This window comes from Streptomyces sp. NPDC054794 (assembly GCF_053611585.1).
Map to the genome: position 1 here is coordinate 64,102 of NZ_JBSHAQ010000024.1, position 18,397 is coordinate 82,498.

The 18,397-nt window shown below is 71.6% G+C and carries 17 protein-coding genes, 5 pseudogenes and 2 riboswitches; of the genes and pseudogenes, 16 read left to right on the forward strand and 6 right to left on the reverse strand.

What is annotated here, in order from left to right; genetic code table 11:
• Positions 1 to 38 precede the first annotated feature (38 nt).
• The 4 genes from ACWGKT_RS24940 (at position 39) to ACWGKT_RS24955 (ending at position 2,265) form a co-directional block, all read left to right on the forward strand.
• Complete coding sequence (locus tag ACWGKT_RS24940; RefSeq protein ID WP_453275439.1) at positions 39 to 548, forward strand: GNAT family N-acetyltransferase; 510 nt, start codon at positions 39 to 41, stop codon at positions 546 to 548.
• Positions 549 to 823: 275 nt separating this feature from the next.
• On the forward strand, positions 824 to 1,045 hold the full coding sequence (locus ACWGKT_RS24945; RefSeq protein ID WP_235455248.1) for a CbtB domain-containing protein: 222 nt from the start codon (positions 824 to 826) through the stop codon (positions 1,043 to 1,045).
• A gap of 21 nt (positions 1,046 to 1,066) precedes the next feature.
• Positions 1,067 to 1,819 carry a CbtA family protein gene (locus ACWGKT_RS24950; protein WP_356142472.1) on the forward strand — a complete coding sequence of 251 codons (753 nt, stop codon included), beginning with the start codon at positions 1,067 to 1,069 and terminating at the stop codon, positions 1,817 to 1,819.
• A gap of 92 nt (positions 1,820 to 1,911) precedes the next feature.
• A complete protein-coding gene (locus tag ACWGKT_RS24955) occupies positions 1,912 to 2,265 on the forward strand; it encodes a hypothetical protein (protein WP_356142470.1) in 354 nt (117 codons plus the stop codon).
• A gap of 23 nt (positions 2,266 to 2,288) precedes the next feature.
• Here ACWGKT_RS24955 and ACWGKT_RS24960 read toward each other — a convergent pair whose 3' ends face one another.
• Together ACWGKT_RS24960 and metE are read right to left on the reverse strand one after the other, a co-directional pair.
• On the reverse strand, positions 2,289 to 2,879 hold the full coding sequence (locus ACWGKT_RS24960; protein WP_453275440.1) for a histidine phosphatase family protein: 591 nt from the start codon (positions 2,877 to 2,879) through the stop codon (positions 2,289 to 2,291).
• 173 nt (positions 2,880 to 3,052) lie between these two features.
• A complete protein-coding gene (gene metE / locus ACWGKT_RS24965) occupies positions 3,053 to 5,362 on the reverse strand; it encodes a 5-methyltetrahydropteroyltriglutamate--homocysteine S-methyltransferase (protein WP_453275441.1) in 2,310 nt (769 codons plus the stop codon).
• A 155-nt stretch (positions 5,363 to 5,517) separates the two neighbouring features.
• Positions 5,518 to 5,735: riboswitch (cobalamin riboswitch) on the reverse strand.
• 84 nt (positions 5,736 to 5,819) lie between these two features.
• Between metE and ACWGKT_RS24970 the strand changes: the two are divergent.
• Positions 5,820 to 5,948 (forward strand): annotated as a pseudogene (locus ACWGKT_RS24970) (3-hydroxyacyl-CoA dehydrogenase family protein); the annotation flags it as partial.
• A gap of 19 nt (positions 5,949 to 5,967) precedes the next feature.
• On the opposite strand, the pseudogene ACWGKT_RS24975 reads toward ACWGKT_RS24970, so the two are convergent.
• Positions 5,968 to 6,238: pseudogene (locus ACWGKT_RS24975) on the reverse strand (3-hydroxyacyl-CoA dehydrogenase NAD-binding domain-containing protein); the annotation flags it as partial.
• A gap of 5 nt (positions 6,239 to 6,243) precedes the next feature.
• Positions 6,244 to 6,450, reverse strand: a pseudogene (locus ACWGKT_RS24980) (malate synthase A); the annotation flags it as partial.
• Between ACWGKT_RS24980 and ACWGKT_RS24985 the strand changes: the two are divergent.
• The 6 genes and pseudogenes from ACWGKT_RS24985 to lpdA all read left to right on the forward strand — a co-directional run.
• Positions 6,445 to 6,890, forward strand: a pseudogene (locus tag ACWGKT_RS24985) (short-chain fatty acyl-CoA regulator family protein); the annotation flags it as partial. The pseudogenes ACWGKT_RS24980 and ACWGKT_RS24985 sit on opposite strands and share 6 nt — an antisense overlap.
• A 142-nt stretch (positions 6,891 to 7,032) precedes the next feature.
• Positions 7,033 to 8,403, forward strand: a complete 1,371-nt coding sequence (locus tag ACWGKT_RS24990; RefSeq protein WP_453275442.1) for an MBL fold metallo-hydrolase — start codon at positions 7,033 to 7,035, stop codon at positions 8,401 to 8,403.
• Positions 8,400 to 9,662 carry an MFS transporter gene (locus ACWGKT_RS24995; RefSeq protein ID WP_453275443.1) on the forward strand — a complete coding sequence of 421 codons (1,263 nt, stop codon included), beginning with the start codon at positions 8,400 to 8,402 and terminating at the stop codon, positions 9,660 to 9,662. The genes ACWGKT_RS24990 and ACWGKT_RS24995 overlap by 4 nt, the downstream gene beginning before the upstream one ends.
• Positions 9,663 to 9,793: 131 nt before the next feature.
• Positions 9,794 to 10,225, forward strand: a complete 432-nt coding sequence (locus ACWGKT_RS25000; RefSeq protein ID WP_356142461.1) for a spore germination protein GerW family protein — start codon at positions 9,794 to 9,796, stop codon at positions 10,223 to 10,225.
• 348 nt (positions 10,226 to 10,573) lie between these two features.
• Positions 10,574 to 11,272: an SDR family oxidoreductase gene (locus tag ACWGKT_RS25005; RefSeq protein ID WP_453275444.1), complete on the forward strand. Its 699-nt coding sequence runs from the start codon at positions 10,574 to 10,576 to the stop codon at positions 11,270 to 11,272.
• A gap of 50 nt (positions 11,273 to 11,322) precedes the next feature.
• Positions 11,323 to 12,720, forward strand: coding sequence for a dihydrolipoyl dehydrogenase (lpdA, locus tag ACWGKT_RS25010; protein WP_453275445.1), 1,398 nt, complete (start codon positions 11,323 to 11,325; stop codon positions 12,718 to 12,720).
• A gap of 41 nt (positions 12,721 to 12,761) precedes the next feature.
• Here the strand turns inward: lpdA and ACWGKT_RS25015 are convergent, their stop codons facing one another.
• Positions 12,762 to 13,229, reverse strand: coding sequence for a winged helix-turn-helix transcriptional regulator (locus ACWGKT_RS25015; RefSeq protein WP_356142455.1), 468 nt, complete (start codon positions 13,227 to 13,229; stop codon positions 12,762 to 12,764).
• An 89-nt stretch (positions 13,230 to 13,318) separates the two neighbouring features.
• Between ACWGKT_RS25015 and ACWGKT_RS25020 the strand changes: the two genes are divergently transcribed.
• From ACWGKT_RS25020 to ACWGKT_RS25035, 4 genes are all read left to right on the forward strand, one after another.
• Positions 13,319 to 13,813 (forward strand): PaaI family thioesterase, encoded by a 495-nt coding sequence (locus ACWGKT_RS25020; protein WP_453275446.1) that lies wholly within the window; start codon positions 13,319 to 13,321, stop codon positions 13,811 to 13,813.
• Positions 13,814 to 13,862: 49 nt separating this feature from the next.
• Positions 13,863 to 13,930, forward strand: a riboswitch (guanidine-III (ykkC-III) riboswitch).
• Positions 13,931 to 13,942: 12 nt separating this feature from the next.
• Complete coding sequence (locus tag ACWGKT_RS25025; RefSeq protein WP_453275447.1) at positions 13,943 to 14,818, forward strand: MBL fold metallo-hydrolase; 876 nt, start codon at positions 13,943 to 13,945, stop codon at positions 14,816 to 14,818.
• 101 nt (positions 14,819 to 14,919) lie between these two features.
• A complete protein-coding gene (locus ACWGKT_RS25030) occupies positions 14,920 to 16,230 on the forward strand; it encodes a hypothetical protein (protein WP_453275448.1) in 1,311 nt (436 codons plus the stop codon).
• Positions 16,231 to 16,319: 89 nt separating this feature from the next.
• Complete coding sequence (locus ACWGKT_RS25035) at positions 16,320 to 16,520, forward strand: hypothetical protein (RefSeq protein ID WP_453275449.1); 201 nt, start codon at positions 16,320 to 16,322, stop codon at positions 16,518 to 16,520.
• A gap of 32 nt (positions 16,521 to 16,552) precedes the next feature.
• On the opposite strand, the pseudogene ACWGKT_RS25040 reads toward ACWGKT_RS25035, so the two are convergent.
• Positions 16,553 to 17,722, reverse strand: a pseudogene (locus ACWGKT_RS25040) (glycosyltransferase).
• Between the two features lie 202 nt (positions 17,723 to 17,924).
• Here ACWGKT_RS25040 and ACWGKT_RS25045 point away from each other — a divergent pair.
• Entirely contained in the window at positions 17,925 to 18,365 is a 441-nt protein-coding gene (locus tag ACWGKT_RS25045) for a peptidoglycan-binding protein (protein ID WP_453275450.1), read from the forward strand.
• The last annotated feature ends 32 nt before the right edge of the window (positions 18,366 to 18,397 follow it).

Consider the following 18,397-nt stretch of genomic DNA (forward strand, 5'->3'; position numbering starts at 1 on the left):
GTGTCCCGCTTCCGTCCGTGATGCGGGAGGCTGGGATCATGCGCACCGACTGGATCACCCGTGCCGAGACCGGCGCCGACCTCCCCGCCATCCGCGAGATCGACCTGGCGGCCTTCGAGACGCCGCTGGAAGCCGGCCTGGTCGACGCCCTGCGGGCCGACGCGTCCTGGATCGACGGTCTGTCCATCGTCACCGCCACGCCGGACGGCAGGCCCGTCGGCCACGCGCTGCTGACTCGCTGCCACATCGACGCCACCCCGGCCCTGTGCCTGGCCCCCGTCGCCGTACTGCCCGAGTACCAGGGGACCGGCGCCGGATCCGCGGCCGTCCGCGCCGCGCTCCAGGCCGCCCGGGACACGGGCGAGCACTTCGTCGTCGTCCTCGGACATCCGGCGTACTACCCGCGCTTCGGCTTCACCCGCGCCTCCACCCACGGCATCGGCGTCACCTTCGACGTCCCGGACGAGGCCCTGATGGCCCTCACCCTGCACGCCGGCCACCCGCTGCCCAGCGGTACCGTCCACTACGCCGCACCCTTCGGCATCTAGCAGGCCCGTGCGGGGGCGGAGGTACCGCCGATCCTGGCAGGCCGGACAAGAGGGGAAGATCACGTTCGCCGATGCGGTCTTGGCCAGGCTCCGGACACGCGGTACCGTCGGTCCGATATCGACGACGGCAGAACGGAAGCCGGTGGAAGTCCGGCACGGTCGCGCCACTGTGAACGAACAGCCTTGCAGCGCCAGGGCTGTTGGTGAGTCAGACCCGTAGCGGTCGTCCTGTGCACCACCGAGATGGGACGCGAACTCCCAGAGGAGGTTCTGCCATGGCGCAGACCGTCGCCCAGCCGACAGCCACCACCCCCGCCGTTCCCGCCACGCTGCCGCTGAAGGCGATAGCTCCCTGGGCGGTCTTCTTCGGCATCCTCATGCTCATCCTGCTCTACTTCGTCGGCGCCGAGCAGGGCGCCACCTCCGTGTTCAACGGCACGGACGTCCACGAGTGGGTGCACGACGCCCGCCACCTGCTCGGTTTCCCCTGCCACTGACGCGAGGGACGCCGCACACCCATGAATTCCGCAACGGTTAGAAACCTCCTCGTGCGGGGCATGCTCGCCGGCCTCGCGGCCGGCGTGCTCGCCCTGGTCGCCGCCTACTTCCTCGGTGAGCCGAACGTCGACAGCGCGATCAGCTTCGAGGAGGCCCACTCCCACGAGCACGAGATGGAAGTCGTCTCCCGCTCCCTGCAGTCCACCGCCGGCCTTGCCACCGGCGTCCTGGTCTACGGGGTCGCCTTCGGCGGCATCGCGGCGCTCGCCTTCTGTTTCGCGCTCGGCCGGGTGGGCCGCTTCAGCCCGCGGGCGACCGCGCTGCTGCTGTCCGGCTGCGCGCTGCTCGCCGTGTACGTCGTGCCGTTCCTGAAGTACCCGGCCAACCCGCCGTCGGTGGGTGACCCGGACACCATCAGCAAGCGGACCAGCCTGTACTTCCTGATGATGGTGCTCAGCGTGCTCCTGGCGATCGCCGCCACCATCCTCGGCAAGCGGCTCGCGCCCACTGTGGGCACCTGGTGGGCGACCGTGGTCGCGGTGGCGGCCTTCGCCACCGTGATCGGGCTCGCGTACGCACTCCTGCCGGCCGTCAACGAGGTGCCGCAGCACTTCCCGGCCACCCTCCTGTGGCGGTTCCGCCTCTCCGCACTGGCCATCCAGGCCGTTCTGTGGGGCGGATTCGGTCTGCTCTTCGGCGAGTTGGCCGAGCGGCAGCTGAACCCCAAGCCCGCGACCTCGACGTCGGGGCGGGCGGTTCCGGCCGCCCACTGATCCCTTCCGGACACGAGTCGGCCCTTCGGAACCGTCCGAGGGGCCTCTCGCGTTCTCGGGACACCGACGGAGGCGACGAGCGGAGGAGCCGAGTGGCCCGCCAACATCCCCAACCGCGCCACATCACTCTCGGCGGACGCGAGGCGGTCGCCCTGACCCCGGAGGAGTACCGGCGACTGGTCGCCAGCCGACGCCAGATCGGCGGTCAGAGCGCGCGCGTGCGAGTCCTGGCCCAACAGGCCAAACGCACCGAGAGACTCCTGCGGGAACTCGAAGCCCTGGTCGGCGGTCCGCAGCCCGGCTGTCCCCCGCCCCAGGAGCGAACAGGGGCGCGGGAAGCGGCCGAGTGCGACCGCCACCACGACACCACCGGCGCCCCGGACACCGACTGCCTGCGGTGCGCGATAACGGCGCTCCTGCGCCGCCACCGGGACGAGACCGCCTGATCAGGCCTCGCGCCGACCGTTCGTCAGGGCGCGGATGCGTCCCCCGGCGGGGCGAGGACGGGTCCGAGCCGCAGATTCCAGCGCCCGGAGCGGCCGGTGACCTCCGTCGCCGCGAGCGGGGGGACGTCGACGCGCCAGAACGCGGCCTCGGGCGCGCCCAGCGCGTGCAGCACCACCGCCCGGATCACCTCCGGCTCCGCCACGACGACCGTCCTGCCGTCCGCCAGGCCGGTCGTCTCCAGCCACCGCGCGACGCGCGCACACAAGTCCCGTACGGACTCACCGCCGTGCGGCGCGGCACCGGGATCGGCGAGCCACCGGGCCACCGCCTCCGGCTCGGCGGCGCCGACCTCGTCCAGGGTGAGCCCCCGCCACCGGCCCACGTCCAGGCCCGCGAGCCCCGCCTCCTGCGAGGCGTCGAGGCCCAGCGCGGCCGCCGTCTCCCGGCAGCGCACGCTGGGGGAGACGCAGACTCGACCGGCGGTGGGCGGGGACAGCGCCGCCGCCCCCGCCCGGGCCGCCGCGCTGTCCTCGATCGAGTCGCCGTCGTCGAAGCGGGCCCCCCGCAGCGATGGTGTCATCGCCGGTGAGATGAGAGTGACTCTGCTCGTCACCGCGTTACTCCTCCCGCTCCGCTGCGGCGGGGTCGCCGGACCGTCCGTCCCACCCCGTATCCGTCACCACACCACGCATCCTCGCAGCATCCGGTGCGGCCGGGGTGGGGCGGGTGACCGAGGGTGGACCGGTGACCGGACCCGAGGCAGGCCCGGTCACCGGCCGCGGCCCGCTACAGCTCCGTGCGCACCCTCCGTGCCGCGGCCACCAGGTTCTCCAGCGAGGCGCGGGTCTCCGGCCAACCGCGGGTCTTCAGGCCGCAGTCGGGGTTGACCCAGAGCCGTTCGGCGGGGATGGCCTTCAGGCCGGTACGGAGCAGTTCGGCCGTCTCCTCGGCGCCGGGCACGCGAGGGGAGTGGATGTCGTACACGCCGGGTCCGGCCTCGCGCGGGTAGCCGTGGGCGGCGAGTTCGCGGGCGACCTGCATATGGGAGCGTGCCGCCTCCAGGCTGATGACGTCTGCGTCGAGGTCGTCGATGGCCTGGACGACGTCACCGAACTCGGCGTAGCACATGTGCGTGTGGATCTGGGTGTCCGGCCGTACGCCACCGGTGGTCAGCCGGAACGCCTCCGTCGCCCACGTCAGGTACGCGGGACGGTCGGCGGCGCGCAGCGGCAGCGTCTCGCGCAGGGCGGGTTCGTCGACCTGGACGACCGAAGTGCCCGCCGCCTCCAGGTCGCCCACCTCGTCGCGCAGGGCGAGCGCGACCTGGCGCGCGGTCTCGGCGCGGGGCTGATCGTCGCGGACGAAGGACCAGGCGAGCATGGTGACCGGACCGGTCAGCATGCCCTTGACCGGGCGGTCGGTGAGGGATTGGGCGTACGTCGTCCAGCGCACCGTCATCGGATCGGGGCGGGAGATGTCGCCGGCGAGGATCGGCGGGCGGACGTAGCGGGTGCCGTACGACTGGACCCAGCCGTGCTGGGTGGCGAGGTAGCCGGTGAGCTGCTCGGCGAAGTACTGGACCATGTCGTTGCGTTCGGGCTCACCGTGCACGAGGACGTCCAGGCCGGTCTTCTCCTGGAAGGTGATCACCTCCTGGATCTCCGCCCTGATGCGCTCCTCGTAGCCGGTCGTGTCGATCCGGCCCGCCCGCAGGTCCGCGCGGGCGGTGCGCAGCTCACCGGTCTGCGGGAAGGAGCCGATGGTGGTGGTCGGCAGCAGGGGCAGGCCGAGGCGGGTGCGCTGGGCCGCGGCCCGTTCGGCGTACGGCTGTGAGCGGCGGGCGTCGGCCGCGGTGACCGCGCCGGTGCGGGCGCGGACGGCCGGGTCGTTGGTGATGGGGGAGTTCGCCCGGGAGGCCAGGTCGGCGCGGTTGGCGGCCAGTTCGGCGGCGATGGCGTCCGTACCACGGTTGAGCCCGCGGGCCAGGGTGACGAGCTCGGTGGTCTTCTGCCGGGCGAACGCGAGCCAGCGCAGGATCTGCGGCGCGATGTCGCGCTCGGCCGTCGTGTCGAGGGGGACGTGCAGCAGCGAGCAGGAGGCCGCCACGTCCACCCGGTCGGCCAGGCCGAGCAGGGTGCCGAGCGTGCTGAGGGACTTCTCCAGGTCGTCGACCCAGATGTTGCGGCCGTTGACGACCCCGGCGACCAGCCGCTTCCCGGGCAGACCGCCGACGGCCGCGAGCGCCTCCAGGTTGGCGGCGGCGGCCTCGGTGAAGTCGAGCGCGAGTCCGTCGAGCGGCGCCTTGGCGAGGACGGGCAGTGCCTCACCCAGCCGATCGAAGTAGGAGGCGACCAGCAGCTTCGGACGGTCGGTGCGGGCCCCGAGGTCGCGGTAGGCGCGGCCGGCGGCGTTGAGTTCGGCCGGGGTGCGGTCCTGGACCAGGGCGGGCTCGTCGAGCTGCACCCACTCGGCGCCGGCCGCGCGCAGATCGGCGAGCACGTCGGCGTACACCGGCAGCAGGCGGTCGAGCAGGGTCAGCGGGTCGAAGTCGGCGGCCACACCGGGGGCGGGCTTGGCGAGGAGCAGGTAGGTGACGGGTCCGACCAGGACCGGTCGCGCCGTCAGGCCGAGGGCGAGGGCCTCCCGCAGTTCGGCGACCTGCTTGGCGGAGTCGGCCGCGAACGTCGTGTCCGGGCCCAACTCCGGGACGAGATAGTGGTAGTTGGTGTCGAACCACTTGGTCATCTCCAACGGCGCGACGTCCTGGGTCCCGCGCGCCATGGCGAAGTAGCCGTCCAGCGCGTCCGCGGCGACGGCCTCCCGGTGCCGTGCGGGGATCGCGCCGACCATGACGGTGGTGTCGAGCACGTGGTCGTAGTACGAGAAGTCGCCCGTCGGCACTTCGTCGAGGCCGGCCTCGGCCAGCTCGCGCCAGTGCGTCCGGCGCAGTTCGGCGGCGGTGGCGCGGAGGGCGTCTGCGTCGACGCGGCCCTTCCAGTAGCCCTCGATCGCCCTCTTCAGTTCCCGGTCGCGCCCCTGACGGGGGTAGCCGTACACGGTGGCCCGTGCTGCCGCGGCCGCGGACTTGGTGGTCACGGAGATCTCCTTCGCGAGATGAATCCCTGAGATCCCGGGGACGGGACGAGAGCGCGAAGGGAGTGACACACCGGACGGCGACGGCGTACGGCCGTCCGTTCGGTGTGTACGTCGACCCGCCCTCGAAGGTCACCGGGATGTCCGCGCACGAGTGGTTCGCGCGCGGGCAGTTGGCAGGTCTTCGGACTCGCGGGCACGTCCTCACCGAGGAGGACACCTACTGGCCGTCGCTTCCCAGGTCCTCAGGACCCAGTGCGTATGACGGCGGTCGTTCCCGCTCACCGCTGCGGGGCAGTCCCGGATTCCCACCGGGTTCCCTCTTGCGACGCCTCCCGTCTGGCGGACGGGGCGAACCAGCTGCGTCGATCAGCTTAGAGGGTGAGGCGAGCCACCGGAGCGCCGTCCCACGGTTCGGACGGCGCCGTGGACACCGGGGCGGGGCCCGCTCAGCCGTGGTCGTACACGTGGCCGTGCCGGGTGCGTCGTCAACGCGTTGCTCGCCCCGTACCTGCTGGCGGCCGTCCGGATGACGGAGTCCGGCTTCGCCACGGCCGCCGACGTCGACGGATGGTCCAGGCTGGGCTGCTGGGCCGTAAGACCGAACCGGCCTCGACGACCAGCTGCCGGTCGGCCAGGTCCTCCAGATCGCCCGTGAAGATCAGCCGGTCCAGGGCGTCCCGCGCCGCCTCCGGCACCAGTCTGCCCCGCTGGACCGTGCGGTCCAGGGAGGGACACCCGGTGCCGCGCGGCGCGGGCGGCCGTGGCGTCGGCCTCGCAGACCACGGTGTCCAGCCCGGCCCGCGCGCACACCTCGGCGATGCCCGCGCTGTCGGTCCGCCGGATCGGTGGTCCGCCCACGGCGGAGGGCGTACGCACCAACGCCGCGGGATGCCGAGCAGGTCCTGTGCGGCGAGGAACACGTCGTTCCACCACCGGGCCTCGTAGCGGTTCTCCAGCTTGGGGAGGTAGAAGTACGGACCGTGCCCGGCGTCGATCTGGCGCCGCGCGCAGTGGGAGAAGTGCAGGCCGAAGTCGACGAGCGCGGCGGGCACGGACGCGCCTCCGAACTTCGGGTGCTCCTCGTCGACCGGGCCGGCGACATGTCGAAACGGCAGTCCGCGACCGGCTTCCACTTCTCCCGCGCGCGCGGAACGTGCCCGCTGTGGAACGTCTACGAGGCCTTCGCCGCACCGGGCCGCATCCACGTCCAGATCGCCGAAATGCCGGACGGGCAACGCTACTTGTGGACCGCCCGCGCCCTCACGCGGCACCGCGGCGGCTGGGGCGAACCCGGCAAGACCTTCGCCATCGGCCTCGGCTGCGAGGTGCGCCACGCCCACCGCCTCGTCTACTCCGACGGCCTCGGCCTCGCAACGCCTCCGCCGCGACCCCCATCGGCATGGGCTGCCGCGTCTGCGAACGCCTCGACTGCCCCCAACGCGCCGCACCACCCCTCGGCCGCCCCCTCCGCATCGACCAGAACACCAGCACGTTCGTGCCGTACCTCGTGTCGGACACCACGGCCTGACCGGTCCTGCCCCGGCCGGTCGCGGAGCGGCATGGCCGCGGAGCACCCGTCCGCATTGCTTACTCCATAAATCTATGGATTACTGTAAGTGGAGCCGAGGGCATCGCTTCCCGCTCGGCAGCCTTGCTCGGAAGGACATGGGATGGGCTTCGCCGACGACCACCTGATACCGCTGGTCGACCAGGGGCTGGGGAACAGCGCGTACCTCGCCGACCTGGGCGACGGGCGGGCGCTGGCGGTGGACGCCTGCCGGGACCTGCGCGCCCTGCGGAGGGCGGCCGAGCGGCGCGGCCTGACCGTCGCGTACGCGGCGGACACGCACCTGCACGCCGACTTCCTCTCCGGCGCCGTCCAACTCGCCCACGACGACGGCGCCCGCGTCCTCGCCTCCGCCGCCGGACGGCGCGACTTCCCGCACACCCCGCTGGCCGACGGCGACGAGACGGACCTGGGCGGCCTGACCCTCCGGGCCCTCGCGACGCCCGGCCACACGGACGAGCACCTGTCGTTCCTGCTGCTGGACGGCGACCGGGAACTCGGGGTGTTCAGCGGCGGCTCGCTGGTCGTGGACTCGGCTGCCCGTACCGACCTCCTGGGCGCGGCCCGTACCGAGGAACTCGCGCGCGCCCAGTACCACTCCCTCAGGCGTCTCGCCGCCCTGCCGGACGAGGTCGCGCTCTGGCCCACCCACGGGGCCGGTTCCTTCTGCTCGGCCCCGCCCGGCAGCGAGCGCACCTCCACCGTCGGCGCCCAGAAGCGGACCAACCCGCTGCTGTCCGCCCCGGACGAGGACACCTTCGTACGACTGCTGCTGAACGGCCTGGGCAGCTACCCGGACTACTTCGACCGGCTCGCCGAGGCCAACCGGCGCGGCCCCGCCGTCCTGACCTCCGCACCCCTGCTGCCGTCCCTCGACGCCGGACAGGTCAGGTCCCTGCTCGCCGACGGGGGCCAGGTGGTCGACGTGCGTCCGGCCGCCGACTACGCGGCCGGCCACATCCGCGGTGCCCTGTCCGTCCCGCTGCGCGGCCAGTTCGCCACCTGGCTCGGCTGGCTCCTGTCCGACATCGTCCCGCTAGCCTTCGTCGCCGGCGAGGACCAGGACCTCGACGAGATCGTCTGGCAGGCGTACAAGATCGGCTACGAGCGGCTCACCGGACGCCTCAGGGGTGGCATGACCGCCTGGCTGGACGACGGCAACCCGCGGGCCACCACCGCGTTCGTCACCGCCGGCCACGCAGGGGACCGCCCCTACCTCGACGTACGGCAGGACGCGGAGTTCGCCGCCGGACATGTCCCCGGCGCCCGCCACATCGAGCTCGGCGGGCTCGCCGCCCACGCCGTCGAGGCTCCCGAGGGGCCGATCGTGGCGTGCGGCCACGGCGAGCGGGCCATGACCGCCGCCAGCCTCCTCGAACGCGCCGGCCGCACCGACATCGCCGTCCTCGACGGCGGACCCGCCGAGTACGCGGCCGCCCACGGTCGGCGGCTCACCCGGGCGGCGGACGCGTGAACGCCGGCCCCGCGACCGCCGCACCGGCCGACGCGTCCGGACGGCCCGTGCGCCTTGGCCTGCGGGAGAACTGGCTCCAGTTCACCCTGCTCGTCGTCGTCAACGTCTGCGTCGGCGGTCTGGTCGGCCTGGAACGCACCACCGTCCCGCTCATCGGCGCCGAGGTCTTCGGCCTCACCAGCGACCTCGCCGTCTTCTCCTTCATCATCGCCTTCGGCGTCACGAAGGCACTGACCAACCTCGCCGCCGGCGCCCTCACCGCCCGCTTCCGCCGCAAACAACTCCTGCTGACCGGCTGGCTGATCGGCATCCCCGTCCCCTTCGCCCTCGCCTGGGCGCCCTCCTGGGGCTGGATCGTCGCCGCGAACGTCCTGCTCGGACTCAACCAGGGTCTGACCTGGTCGATGACCGTCAACATGAAGATCGACCTCGTCGGACCGTCCCGGCGGGGCCTGGCCACCGGCCTCAACGAAGCCGCCGGCTACACCGCCGTCGGCGCCACCGCCCTGCTCACCGGGTACCTCGCCACCCACCACGGGCTGCGCCCCACCCCCGAACTCATCGGCGTCGTCTTCGTCGCCGCCGGCCTCGCCCTGTCCCTCGTCGTCCGTGACACCGCGGCGCACGTGGCCCTCGAACTCGCCCAGCACGCCGAGCCCTCGCCCACCGGCGAGGACGCGGGACCGGCCGCCGCCTTCGCCCGTACCTCCTGGCGCAACCGCTCCCTGCGCGGCGCCAGCCAGGCCGGGCTGGTCAACAACCTCAACGACGGCCTCACCTGGGGTGTCTTCCCCCTGCTGTTCACCGACCACGGCCTGGGCCTCGCCGCCGTGGGCCTGATCAAGGGCCTCTATCCCATCCTGTGGGGCCTCGGCCAGATTCCCACCGGCCACCTCGCCGACCGCATCGGCCGCAAACCCCTGATCGTCCACGGCATGCTCGTCCAGGCCGCCGGATTCGTCCTCGCTCTCGCCCTCCTGGGCCGCCCGCTGCTCGCCGGAGTCGTCTCCGCGGTCTTCCTCGGCATCGGCACCGCCATGGTCTACCCGGCCCTGATCGCCTCCGTCTCCGACCACGCCCACCCCACCTGGCGCGCCAACGCCCTCGGCACCTACCGTTTCTGGCGCGACGTCGGCTACGCCGTCGGCGCCCTGGTGGCCGGCATCCTCGCCGACGCCCTCGGGCTCGACGCCACGGTCGTCGCCGCCGCCGTCCTCACGGCCGCGTCCGGCGTCTTCGCGGCGCGCTGGATCGCCTGAGCACCGCCGCACCGGCGAGACACTGGCAGAGGCGGCCGGGCGCGGCCTATCGTGAAGTCACTTCGCTCTGTAGTGACTCCGCCACATCTCGTACGGACGCCTGCCCTCCTCACCCAGGAAGCGAGCCCCCGATGAGCGGCACCGAGAAGACCCCCGCTTCCGTCCCGCTCGGGGACCTCACCGCGGAGCACACCTCCGTCACCCTGCTGGAGCGGCTGGCCGACAAGCTCGGCGCCCGGGCCTCGGCGGCCGCGGTGTACGGCGAACCCGTCACCCGGGACGGCGTCACCGTCATCCCCGTGGCCCGGGTCGGCTTCGGCTTCGGCGGCGGCACCGGGCGCGAGATCGGTACCGCGAAGACCGCCGAGGGCGGCGGGGGAGGAGGCGGCCTGGAGGCCCGTCCGCTCGGCTTCATCGAGATCAAGGACGGTACGGCGGTCTACAAGCCCATCCGCGACCCGTGGACGGACGTGGCCCTCCCGCTGATGGCCGTGCTGGCCGGGGTCCTCGGCTCCAAGTCGGTGCGCGCCCTGACCCTGCTGCGGAGTCGTAGCCGTACTTGAGCGCGCGAGCGCTTGCGAGGCCTGCGCCCGGGTCCCGCTCGAATCGACAGGCGGCCACGGCGAAGGGAAGACTGATCCCAGCACGTCGTGCACGCCCGCTCCTGCGAGGACAGCATGTGGTCCCGGACATCGATCGCCGACCCTGCCCGTCACCAGCGCCGACCCTGCCTGTCACAGCGGAGCCCACGCACCGGCATCACACGCCACCCATGATGCGGTGCCCAGGTGTGCGCGTCCTTCATGAACGCGGTTCGGGGCGCCTTCCGTAGCGGGGCGCGTCGCTGCCCGAAGGCACTGGCCGGAGCGGGCCGCGCGGGAGTGGCAACCCCCGGAGTAAGGAGTCCGATCATGGAAATCAATGGATCGGTCGCCCTGGTGACCGGCGCGAACCGGGGCATCGGGCTGGCCTTCTCGCGCGCCCTGCTGGCCCGGGGAGCCGCCAAGGTGTACGCGGGCGTCCGCCGGCCCGAGGACTTCGAGGAGCCCGGGCTGGAAGCCGTACGTCTCGATGTCACCGACCCCGAGCAGGTCGAGGCCGCGGCAGCGGCCGCGTCGGACGTCACCATAGTGATCAACAACGCGGGCATCCAGGCGGGGCCGGGACTCTTCGAGGGATCCTTCGACGGTGCGCGGCGGGAGCTGGAGGTGAACTACCTGGGCACCTGGGCCGTGTCGCGGGCCTTCGCGCCGGTCCTCGCCGCGAACGGCGGCGGAGCCCTGGTGAACATGCTGTCGGTGGCCTCATGGCGAGCGAACAGCCGCTGGCCCAGCTACGCGGCGTCGAAGTCCGCCCAGTGGTCCCTGACCAACGCGCTCCGCATCGCGCTGCGGGAACAGGGCACGCTCGTCGTCGGGGTGCACGCGGGCTATGTGGACACCGACGCCACCGTGACGGTCGACGCCCCGAAGATCGAGGCGGCGGACGTGGCCGAGATGACCATGGACGCCATCGCACGCGACGAGCCGGAGGTCCTCGTCGACGAACCCGCCCGCCAGGTGCGCGCCGCCCTGTCCGGCCCCTTGGATCTGCAGTACCCGACCCCCTGACCGCGCTCGGAGCGACGGCGAGGCGGACTGAGGCGGAGTGAGGTGGAGCGATGGACACGGACTTCGACGTCGTCGTCCTGGGGGCCGGCCCGGGCGGATACGTGGCGGCCGTCCGCTGCGCCCAGCTGGGACTGCGTACGGCGATCGTGGAAGGCCGGTTCTGGGGCGGCGTCTGCCTGAACATCGGATGCATCCCCGCGAAGGCCCTGCTGCGCAACGCGGAGATCGCCCACCTGGTCACGCACGACGCGGAGAAGTTCGGTCTGAAGATCGGCGGAGACGTGACCCTGGACTACCGGGCCGCCTATGAACGAAGCCGGGTGGTGGCCGACGGGCGCGCCAAGGGCGTCGGCTATCTGATGCGCAAGAACAAGATCACCCAGTTCGAGGGGCAGGGCACGTTTCTCGACCCGCACACGATGCAGGTGCGGATGAGGGACGGCGAGGCGACGCTGTCCTTCCGCTCCTGCGTCATCGCGACCGGAGCGACCGTGAAGCTGCTCCCGGGGACGACACTGGGCAGGCGCGTCGTCACCTACGAGGAACAGATCCTCTCCGACAGCCTCCCGGCGAGCCTGATCATCGCCGGTGCGGGTGCCATCGGGGTCGAGTTCGCGTACCTGCTGCGGTGTTACGGGGTCGAGGTGACGCTGGTCGAGTTCCTCGACCGGATCGCGCCACTGGAGGACGAGGAGGTCTCGGCCGAGCTCACCAAGCGCTTCCGGCGCCAGGGGATCAACCTGCTGACCTCCACGCGGGTGCGGAGCATGGAGGAGGCCGACGACCGGGTCCGTGTGGTCGTCGAGCGGGACGGCCGGCAGGAGGTCCTGGAGGCGGAGAAGGTGCTGCAGGCCACGGGCTTCCACCCGCGGACCGGTGGCTACGGACTGTCAGCGACGGGCGTCCGGCTCACCGATCGCGGAGCCATCGACATCGACGGGTACTGCCGCACCGACCAGCCGCACATCTACGCGATCGGCGATGTGACGGCGAAGCAGATGCTGGCCCACACCGCCGAGGCGATGGGCGTCGTCGCCGCCGAGAGCATCGCCGGCGCGGAGACCATGGAACTGGACTACCGCATGATTCCGCGCGCGACGTTCTGCCAGCCGCAGATCGCCAGTTTCGGTTGGACCGAGAGCGAGGCGCGCGCTGAGGGCTTCGACGTGCGGGTGGCGACGTTCCCGTTCACCGCCAACGCCAAGGCGCACGGATTCGGCGACACCGCGGGATTCGTGAAGCTGATCAGCGACGGCCGCCACGGCGAACTGCTGGGCGGCCACATGATCGGTCCGGACGTCACCGAGCTGCTTCCCGAGCTCACGCTGGCGCAGAAATGGGACCTCACGGTGACCGAGCTCATCCGGAACGTCCATGCGCATCCGACGCTGAGCGAGGCGGTCCAGGACGCCCTGCACGGCCTCGCGGGACACATGATCAACCTCTGAAGCCGTGGCCCCCTGGGACACCCTTACCTCTGGGCCACCCGTCAGCTCGCCGTGTGTGCCGAGGCGCCGGGTCGCGTGTAGGCCTGCCGCGGGTTGAGGGGCCCGTGATCGCCCGCGCAGACGACGACGACTTCCAGCGGGTCGTCGCAGTCACGGTGCCGCACCTCCAGCGGCGGTCCCTCCGGATCCGCGGTGTAGCGGTCGCCCCACTGCTTCAGGGCGATCATCACGGGCCACAGGTCCCAGCCCTTGGACGAGAGCCGGTACTCGTGGCGGGTGCGATGCCCCGGCTCACGGTACGGAACGGTGTCCAGGATCCCGGCCGCGACCAGCTTGCGCAGCCGGTCCGCCAGCACCGCCTCGGACAGCCCCACGTGCCGCCGGAAGTCGTCGAAGCGGCGCACGCCGTTCATCGCGTCACGCAACACGAGCAGCGACCACTTCTCGCCGATCAGGTCGAGGGTGCGCTGCACGGTGCAGTTCTCGGTGCTCAGGTCCAGCCAGGCCATGGGGCCATCGTAGGCTGACTGTGACATTGACAGCCAGAGGTTCGACTGGCTAACTTCGAATCTGGAAGCCAGCTGAGGAGGGCACGGTCATGTCGAGGTCACGCACGTTCGAGTGGGAGGACCCGGGTATCTCCGCGGCCGCCGTCGGCCAGGAGAGCGGACTCGACTTCCTGCGCGGAGTGCTCGGCGGACGTCTGCCCTCCGCGCCCATCGGCGCGACCATCGGCTTCTCCCTGGAGGAGGTCGACTTCGGGCGCGCCGTCTTCGTCCTGGAACCGGGGGAGGAGCACTACAACCCCATCGGCAGCGTGCACGGCGGCGTCTACGCAACCCTGCTCGACTCGGCCGCGGGCTGCGCCGTGCAGTCCATCCTGCCGGCGGGCATGGGATACACCTCGCTCGACCTCAGCGTGAAGTTCCTGCGCCGCATCACCGTCGACACGGGCAAGGTCCGCGCCGTCGGCTCCCTCCTCAACCACGGCCGCCGCACCGCCCTCGCGCAGGCCGAACTCCTCGACTCCGACGACCGTCTCCTGGCCCACGCGACGAGCAGTTGCATGCTGTTTCCGGTGTCGGCCGGCTGAGGTCCTTCGGGGAGCCGAAACGCCGCGATGATGCCGTGTTAGCGTCATCGCGGAGGCTCGTACGTGCCTGCCCCGGACGAGATGCGCGCCGTACCCGGTCTGCCAAGACGACGCGTCGGAGGAGACGTCATGGAAGCGGGTACGGGCCTGATCGATTTCGCCGGTGGTGTTCCCCGGCCCCAGGCGCTGGACGTCCGGTGGATCCACGGCTCGCCGTCGGCGAAGCACAACACCGATCCGGACATCCAGGTCCATGCCTACGACGAGCACACGTTCATCCTGCGGCAGAACATGGCGATCGACTATGAAGCGCCGTTCCTGTTCCTGCTGTTCGGCAATTCCCGGGCGGTGTTGATCGACACCGGCGCCACCGCGTCCGCGGAGTTCTTTCCGCTGCGCCGGGTGGTCGACGAACTCGTCGACGGGTGGCTCGCCCGGCACCCCCGGGAGGAGTATCACCTCCTCGTTCTGCACACCCACGCGCACGGCGACCATGTCGCGGGCGACGGCCAGTTCGCCGACCGCCCCCACACCACCGTGGTGGGCGCGGACCTGGCCACCGCCTGGGAGTACTTCCGGTTCGGCACGGACCCCGACGCCGTGAGCACGGTCGACCTGGGCGGCCGGGTGCTGGAGTGCCTGGCCACCCCGGGCCACCACGAGGCGGCGGTGACGTTCTACGACCCGTGGACCGGGTTCCTGCTCACCGGAGACACGGTCTACCCCGGTCGGCTCTACATCCAGGACTGGCACGCCTTCGCCCGCACCGTCGACCGGCTGATCGAGTTCTCCGACCGTCGGCCGGTCACGTACGTGCTCGGCTGCCACATCGAGATGACCAGTCGGCCGGGCGTGGACTACCCGATCCGTACCACCTACCAGCCCGACGAGCCCCCGCTCCAGATGACGACCGATCACCTGCGCCGGATCCGCGCGGCGATCGCGGAGGCCGGCGACCGACCCGGCCGGCGCGCCTGCGCGGATTTCATCCTCTACCCCGTCTGACGCCGCCGGCTCGGACATCGGTCCGAGGGCGCTGTCAGTGCCGAGCCGTAGCCTTCCGGATATCCGCACATGGCGTGGTACTCGGAGCGTTGGGGGTATAGATGCGCAGGCCGGTCGAGGGCGAGGTTTCCGTTCACTACGGTCAGATCTACGTCGAGAGCGATCCGGACAGCTACGGCCCGGACCTCGCCGAGGCGTTCGCGGGGCAGAGCTCCGGGCTCTGCGGGGCGGCGATCCCCGGCACGCTGTGGCTGACGACCGGGCTGCACACCGGCGAGGTCGGATTCACCGTCGAAGTGCACGAGGAACCAGCGCGGTTGGACCCGGAATGGGAGGACGTGGTGGAGGTGTCCTTCCGACCCGTGTCGAACAGCACCGCCCTCGTCCTGTGGGGAGGCATGGGCGACTGGGACCTGGGCCTGGAAGAGACGGACTACCGGGTGCGCTACTGCGCCAAGGGCATGGACACGGCACGCGAGCGCGACACCCGACTCGATGACGAGCCCCAACTGGACAGCTACCTGCTCCAGTTCTGGCCCGCTCCGCCGTCGCCGGACCGCGTCCTGAAGCAGACCTCCGGTTCCGCCGCCTACTGGCACGGCTACGCCCGCGAGCTGCCGCCCCCTCCCACCCCCGCCGAACGCGCCGAGGCCGTACGCCTTGCCCGCCTCGCACAGGAACAGGCGGACAGAGAACGCGAACTCGCCTACGAACTGTGGGACTGGGGCGGGCAACTGCCCAGCCAGGCCCTGCGCGAGGTCGACGGCAACGTGAGCGGCCTGGTCCGCTTCGATGCGGCCCTCGTCCACACCATCGACGCCGCCGGCCCGGAGGTCCAGCGTGCGGTGGCGCTGCTGGCCGCGCGACGCGCATGTGAGACGGCCGGTCTCACGCAGCTCGACTGGATCTCCCGGGGGCTCACCGCCCTGGCCGAGGGACGCCCGCTGCCGCCGCCCCTGGACGAACCGGACGCCGTCTGGCAGGCCCTGGACGCGGACCCGCATGCTCCCGACGGGACCGTGGGCCGGGCCGTCCCTCCGGAGTGGCCGCCCTTCCATCCGCCCGCCGCCGCCCCCGACGACGACCCGTATGTGTCGCTACCCCTCCCCGAGGCGATGACACCGATCGTGGGCCCCGCGGCAGCCATGGCGGAGCCGCTGAGCCCGCCCGATCCGCCGGCGCAGCCGCCCGCCGCAAAATCCAGGTACAGGTTGGTCGCCACGATCGGCGAGCCGGACCCGTCCCTGCGCATGTCCCAGCCGCATATGGCCATCCCCGCACTGCTCGACGCCGCCGACCCCGACCCGCTCCGGGCAGCCCTCGACGCGGTGTTCGCGGCCGTGGCCACCTACGGCGAGAACTACCCGGCCCTCCTCCAGGAGGTGTGGTCCGCCTGCCGGGGGCAGGCGTAGAGGGGGCCGGCATCCGAGCGGACGCGATCATTGCCCGGCCTTGGGCCGGGTCACCGTAACCCCTGCGCGGGCTCCCGGTTGAGTCGGGTATGGACGACCACCTTCTCGCCGCCGACACCTCCGAACTGCTGGAGCTTGAGGAGCCGCGGCTGCCCTTGCTGACGCTGTCCGAGGCACAGCAACTGCTGGAGGTGTTGCAGCATTTCGGGGCGACCGACCATGACTGGGGCGCGCAGGCCCGGCATTTCGCCGCCGAGCTCGCCGCCCGAGTGCCGTCGTACGACGCGTAGTCCCGCCCGGAGCGTCGACGGGTCGGCCTTCCTCAGCCGACCCCGTCGAGCAGCAGTTTCGCGGCCACGAGCGCTCCGTCCGTGCGGATCGTGCCGGCCAGGGCGATCGCTCGTGCGCGGGTCCGCGGGGTGAGGGCCGAACCGAGCGCGGCCGAGAGGGACGCGAAGGTCGGACTCGGGCCGTCGTGGGCCACGCCGATGCCCAACTCGGCCACCCGGTCGGCCCAGTAGGTCTGGTCCACCGCCTGCTGAGGAACCACCACCTGAGGCGCACCGGCCCACGCGGCGGTCGTCGTGGTGCCCGCGCCGCCGTGGTGCACGACGGCGGCCACCCGGCGGAACAGCGCCTGGTGGGTGACCTCACCGACGGCGAAGCAGTCGTCCCGGTCGTCGCTCAGGGCCAGGTCCGCCCATCCGCTGGAGACGATCGCACGTCGGCCCTGTGCCCGGACCGCCTCGATGGCCGTATGGCCCGCGCCCTGCGAACCATGCATCGGCATGCTGCCGAAGCCCACGTACACCGGTGGCGTGCCGGCCTCCAGGAACGCCTCCAAGTCGGCCGGCAGAGGACGCTCGTCCGGGAGGAGCCACGCGCCGGTCTGCACGACGTCCAGGTCCGTCGGCTCCTGCCACGGACCCAGGAGCGGGTCCGTCGCCAGCCACGGGCGCTCGGTGAAGGCGTGGTCGCGGACGTCGTCCACCGGTGGCAGGCCGTTCGACGCCCGCTGGGGTGTTGAGTGCTTCGCCGAACAGCGCCTTCGCGCTCTGCGCGTCCAGGTCCCACAGCACCAGGTTGTCGGTCACGTCCGGTGGGAAGGGGCGGCCCGGCCGCGGGTGCGGCGGGTGGTGCGGCGACGGCAGGGTGATCGGCTGGAAACTCGCGTACACATAGGGGATGTTCAGTTTCTCGGCCACCGACCGTGCGCCGGCCGCGGCCGGCAGCAGGCCCGACGCCACGAGCACATCACACCCCTCGGCCGCCGCGGCGACCCTGTCGAAATACGAGGCGATCAACGCGGCCGCACGCTGAGGCACACCCCCTGGAGACGGCGGCGTCGCCCCGGTCGTCAGCCGGCGCACCGCTGACCGACCGGCACCATCGGCACCCCCACCCCGGCCAGCCGCTCCGTGAACTCCTCGTCCGGCGGCGCGCACACGCGCACTTCCGCGGCGAGTTCCCGCAACCGCACCGCGAGGGCCACCCGGTGCGCTGTACGTTGAGGGTGGGAAGGGGTGAGTGCGCTCCTTCCCCTTCTTTATGGGTTGTTGTGGCGAGTAACCGACTCCGGTGGATCCGTTGAGTCGTAAATAAGTGAAAGAGGAAACAGCGGGTGTCGCCGCGTTCCCGTCAATTTTCGGATATCTCCCCTTATGGGATCCGATATTCCTCGATAGAGTGGTCACATGGATACGACAACGCTGTATTACACGGTGAGAACTGGCGACACTCTCTCCAAGATTGCAGCCAGGATCCATGTGACACTGGCGCAGCTCCTGGAGTGGAACCCCGAGATCACCGACCCGAACATCATTCACCTCGGACAGCGGATCCGTGTCTCCCCGCCGGAAGGGGTACCGGTCCCGGACCAGGAGTTCGAGCCTTTCCCGGGCGCGGACTTCTTCCAGCCGGCGACGGTCAGCCCGATCATCGAGGTCATGGGCTACCGCCTCATCGACGAGGGCTGCTCCGTGTACCCCGGCGATCCGGACGCCCAATGGAGCGACGCGGACCGCGCGTCGTACGCCAAATGGCAGCGCAAACTCGGTTTCAGCGGAGCGGACGCGGACGGTATTCCGGGAAAGAACACCTGGGACAAGCTCCACGTGCCCGTCGTGTTCGAGTGATGGCCCCCCCCCGGGCGGCGGATGACCGCCGC

What these genes read in the sequence shown, in the direction of transcription:
- ACWGKT_RS24950 (WP_356142472.1), top strand. Translation starts at nt 1,067, where the DNA reads ATGAATTCCGCAACGGTTAGAAACCTCCTCGTGCGGGGCATGCTCGCC.
- ACWGKT_RS25020 (WP_453275446.1), top strand. Translation starts at nt 13,319, where the DNA reads ATGTCGAGGTCACGCACGTTCGAGTGGGAGGACCCGGGTATCTCCGCG.
- ACWGKT_RS25035 (WP_453275449.1), top strand. Translation starts at nt 16,320, where the DNA reads ATGGACGACCACCTTCTCGCCGCCGACACCTCCGAACTGCTGGAGCTT.
- ACWGKT_RS24990 (WP_453275442.1), top strand. Translation starts at nt 7,033, where the DNA reads ATGGGCTTCGCCGACGACCACCTGATACCGCTGGTCGACCAGGGGCTG.
- ACWGKT_RS25030 (WP_453275448.1), top strand. Translation starts at nt 14,920, where the DNA reads ATGCGCAGGCCGGTCGAGGGCGAGGTTTCCGTTCACTACGGTCAGATC.
- ACWGKT_RS25015 (WP_356142455.1), bottom strand. Translation starts at nt 13,229, where the DNA reads ATGGCCTGGCTGGACCTGAGCACCGAGAACTGCACCGTGCAGCGCACC.
- ACWGKT_RS25045 (WP_453275450.1), top strand. Translation starts at nt 17,925, where the DNA reads ATGGATACGACAACGCTGTATTACACGGTGAGAACTGGCGACACTCTC.
- lpdA (WP_453275445.1), top strand. Translation starts at nt 11,323, where the DNA reads ATGGACACGGACTTCGACGTCGTCGTCCTGGGGGCCGGCCCGGGCGGA.
- ACWGKT_RS24945 (WP_235455248.1), top strand. Translation starts at nt 824, where the DNA reads ATGGCGCAGACCGTCGCCCAGCCGACAGCCACCACCCCCGCCGTTCCC.
- ACWGKT_RS25000 (WP_356142461.1), top strand. Translation starts at nt 9,794, where the DNA reads ATGAGCGGCACCGAGAAGACCCCCGCTTCCGTCCCGCTCGGGGACCTC.
- ACWGKT_RS25025 (WP_453275447.1), top strand. Translation starts at nt 13,943, where the DNA reads ATGGAAGCGGGTACGGGCCTGATCGATTTCGCCGGTGGTGTTCCCCGG.
- ACWGKT_RS24940 (WP_453275439.1), top strand. Translation starts at nt 39, where the DNA reads ATGCGCACCGACTGGATCACCCGTGCCGAGACCGGCGCCGACCTCCCC.
- ACWGKT_RS25005 (WP_453275444.1), top strand. Translation starts at nt 10,574, where the DNA reads ATGGAAATCAATGGATCGGTCGCCCTGGTGACCGGCGCGAACCGGGGC.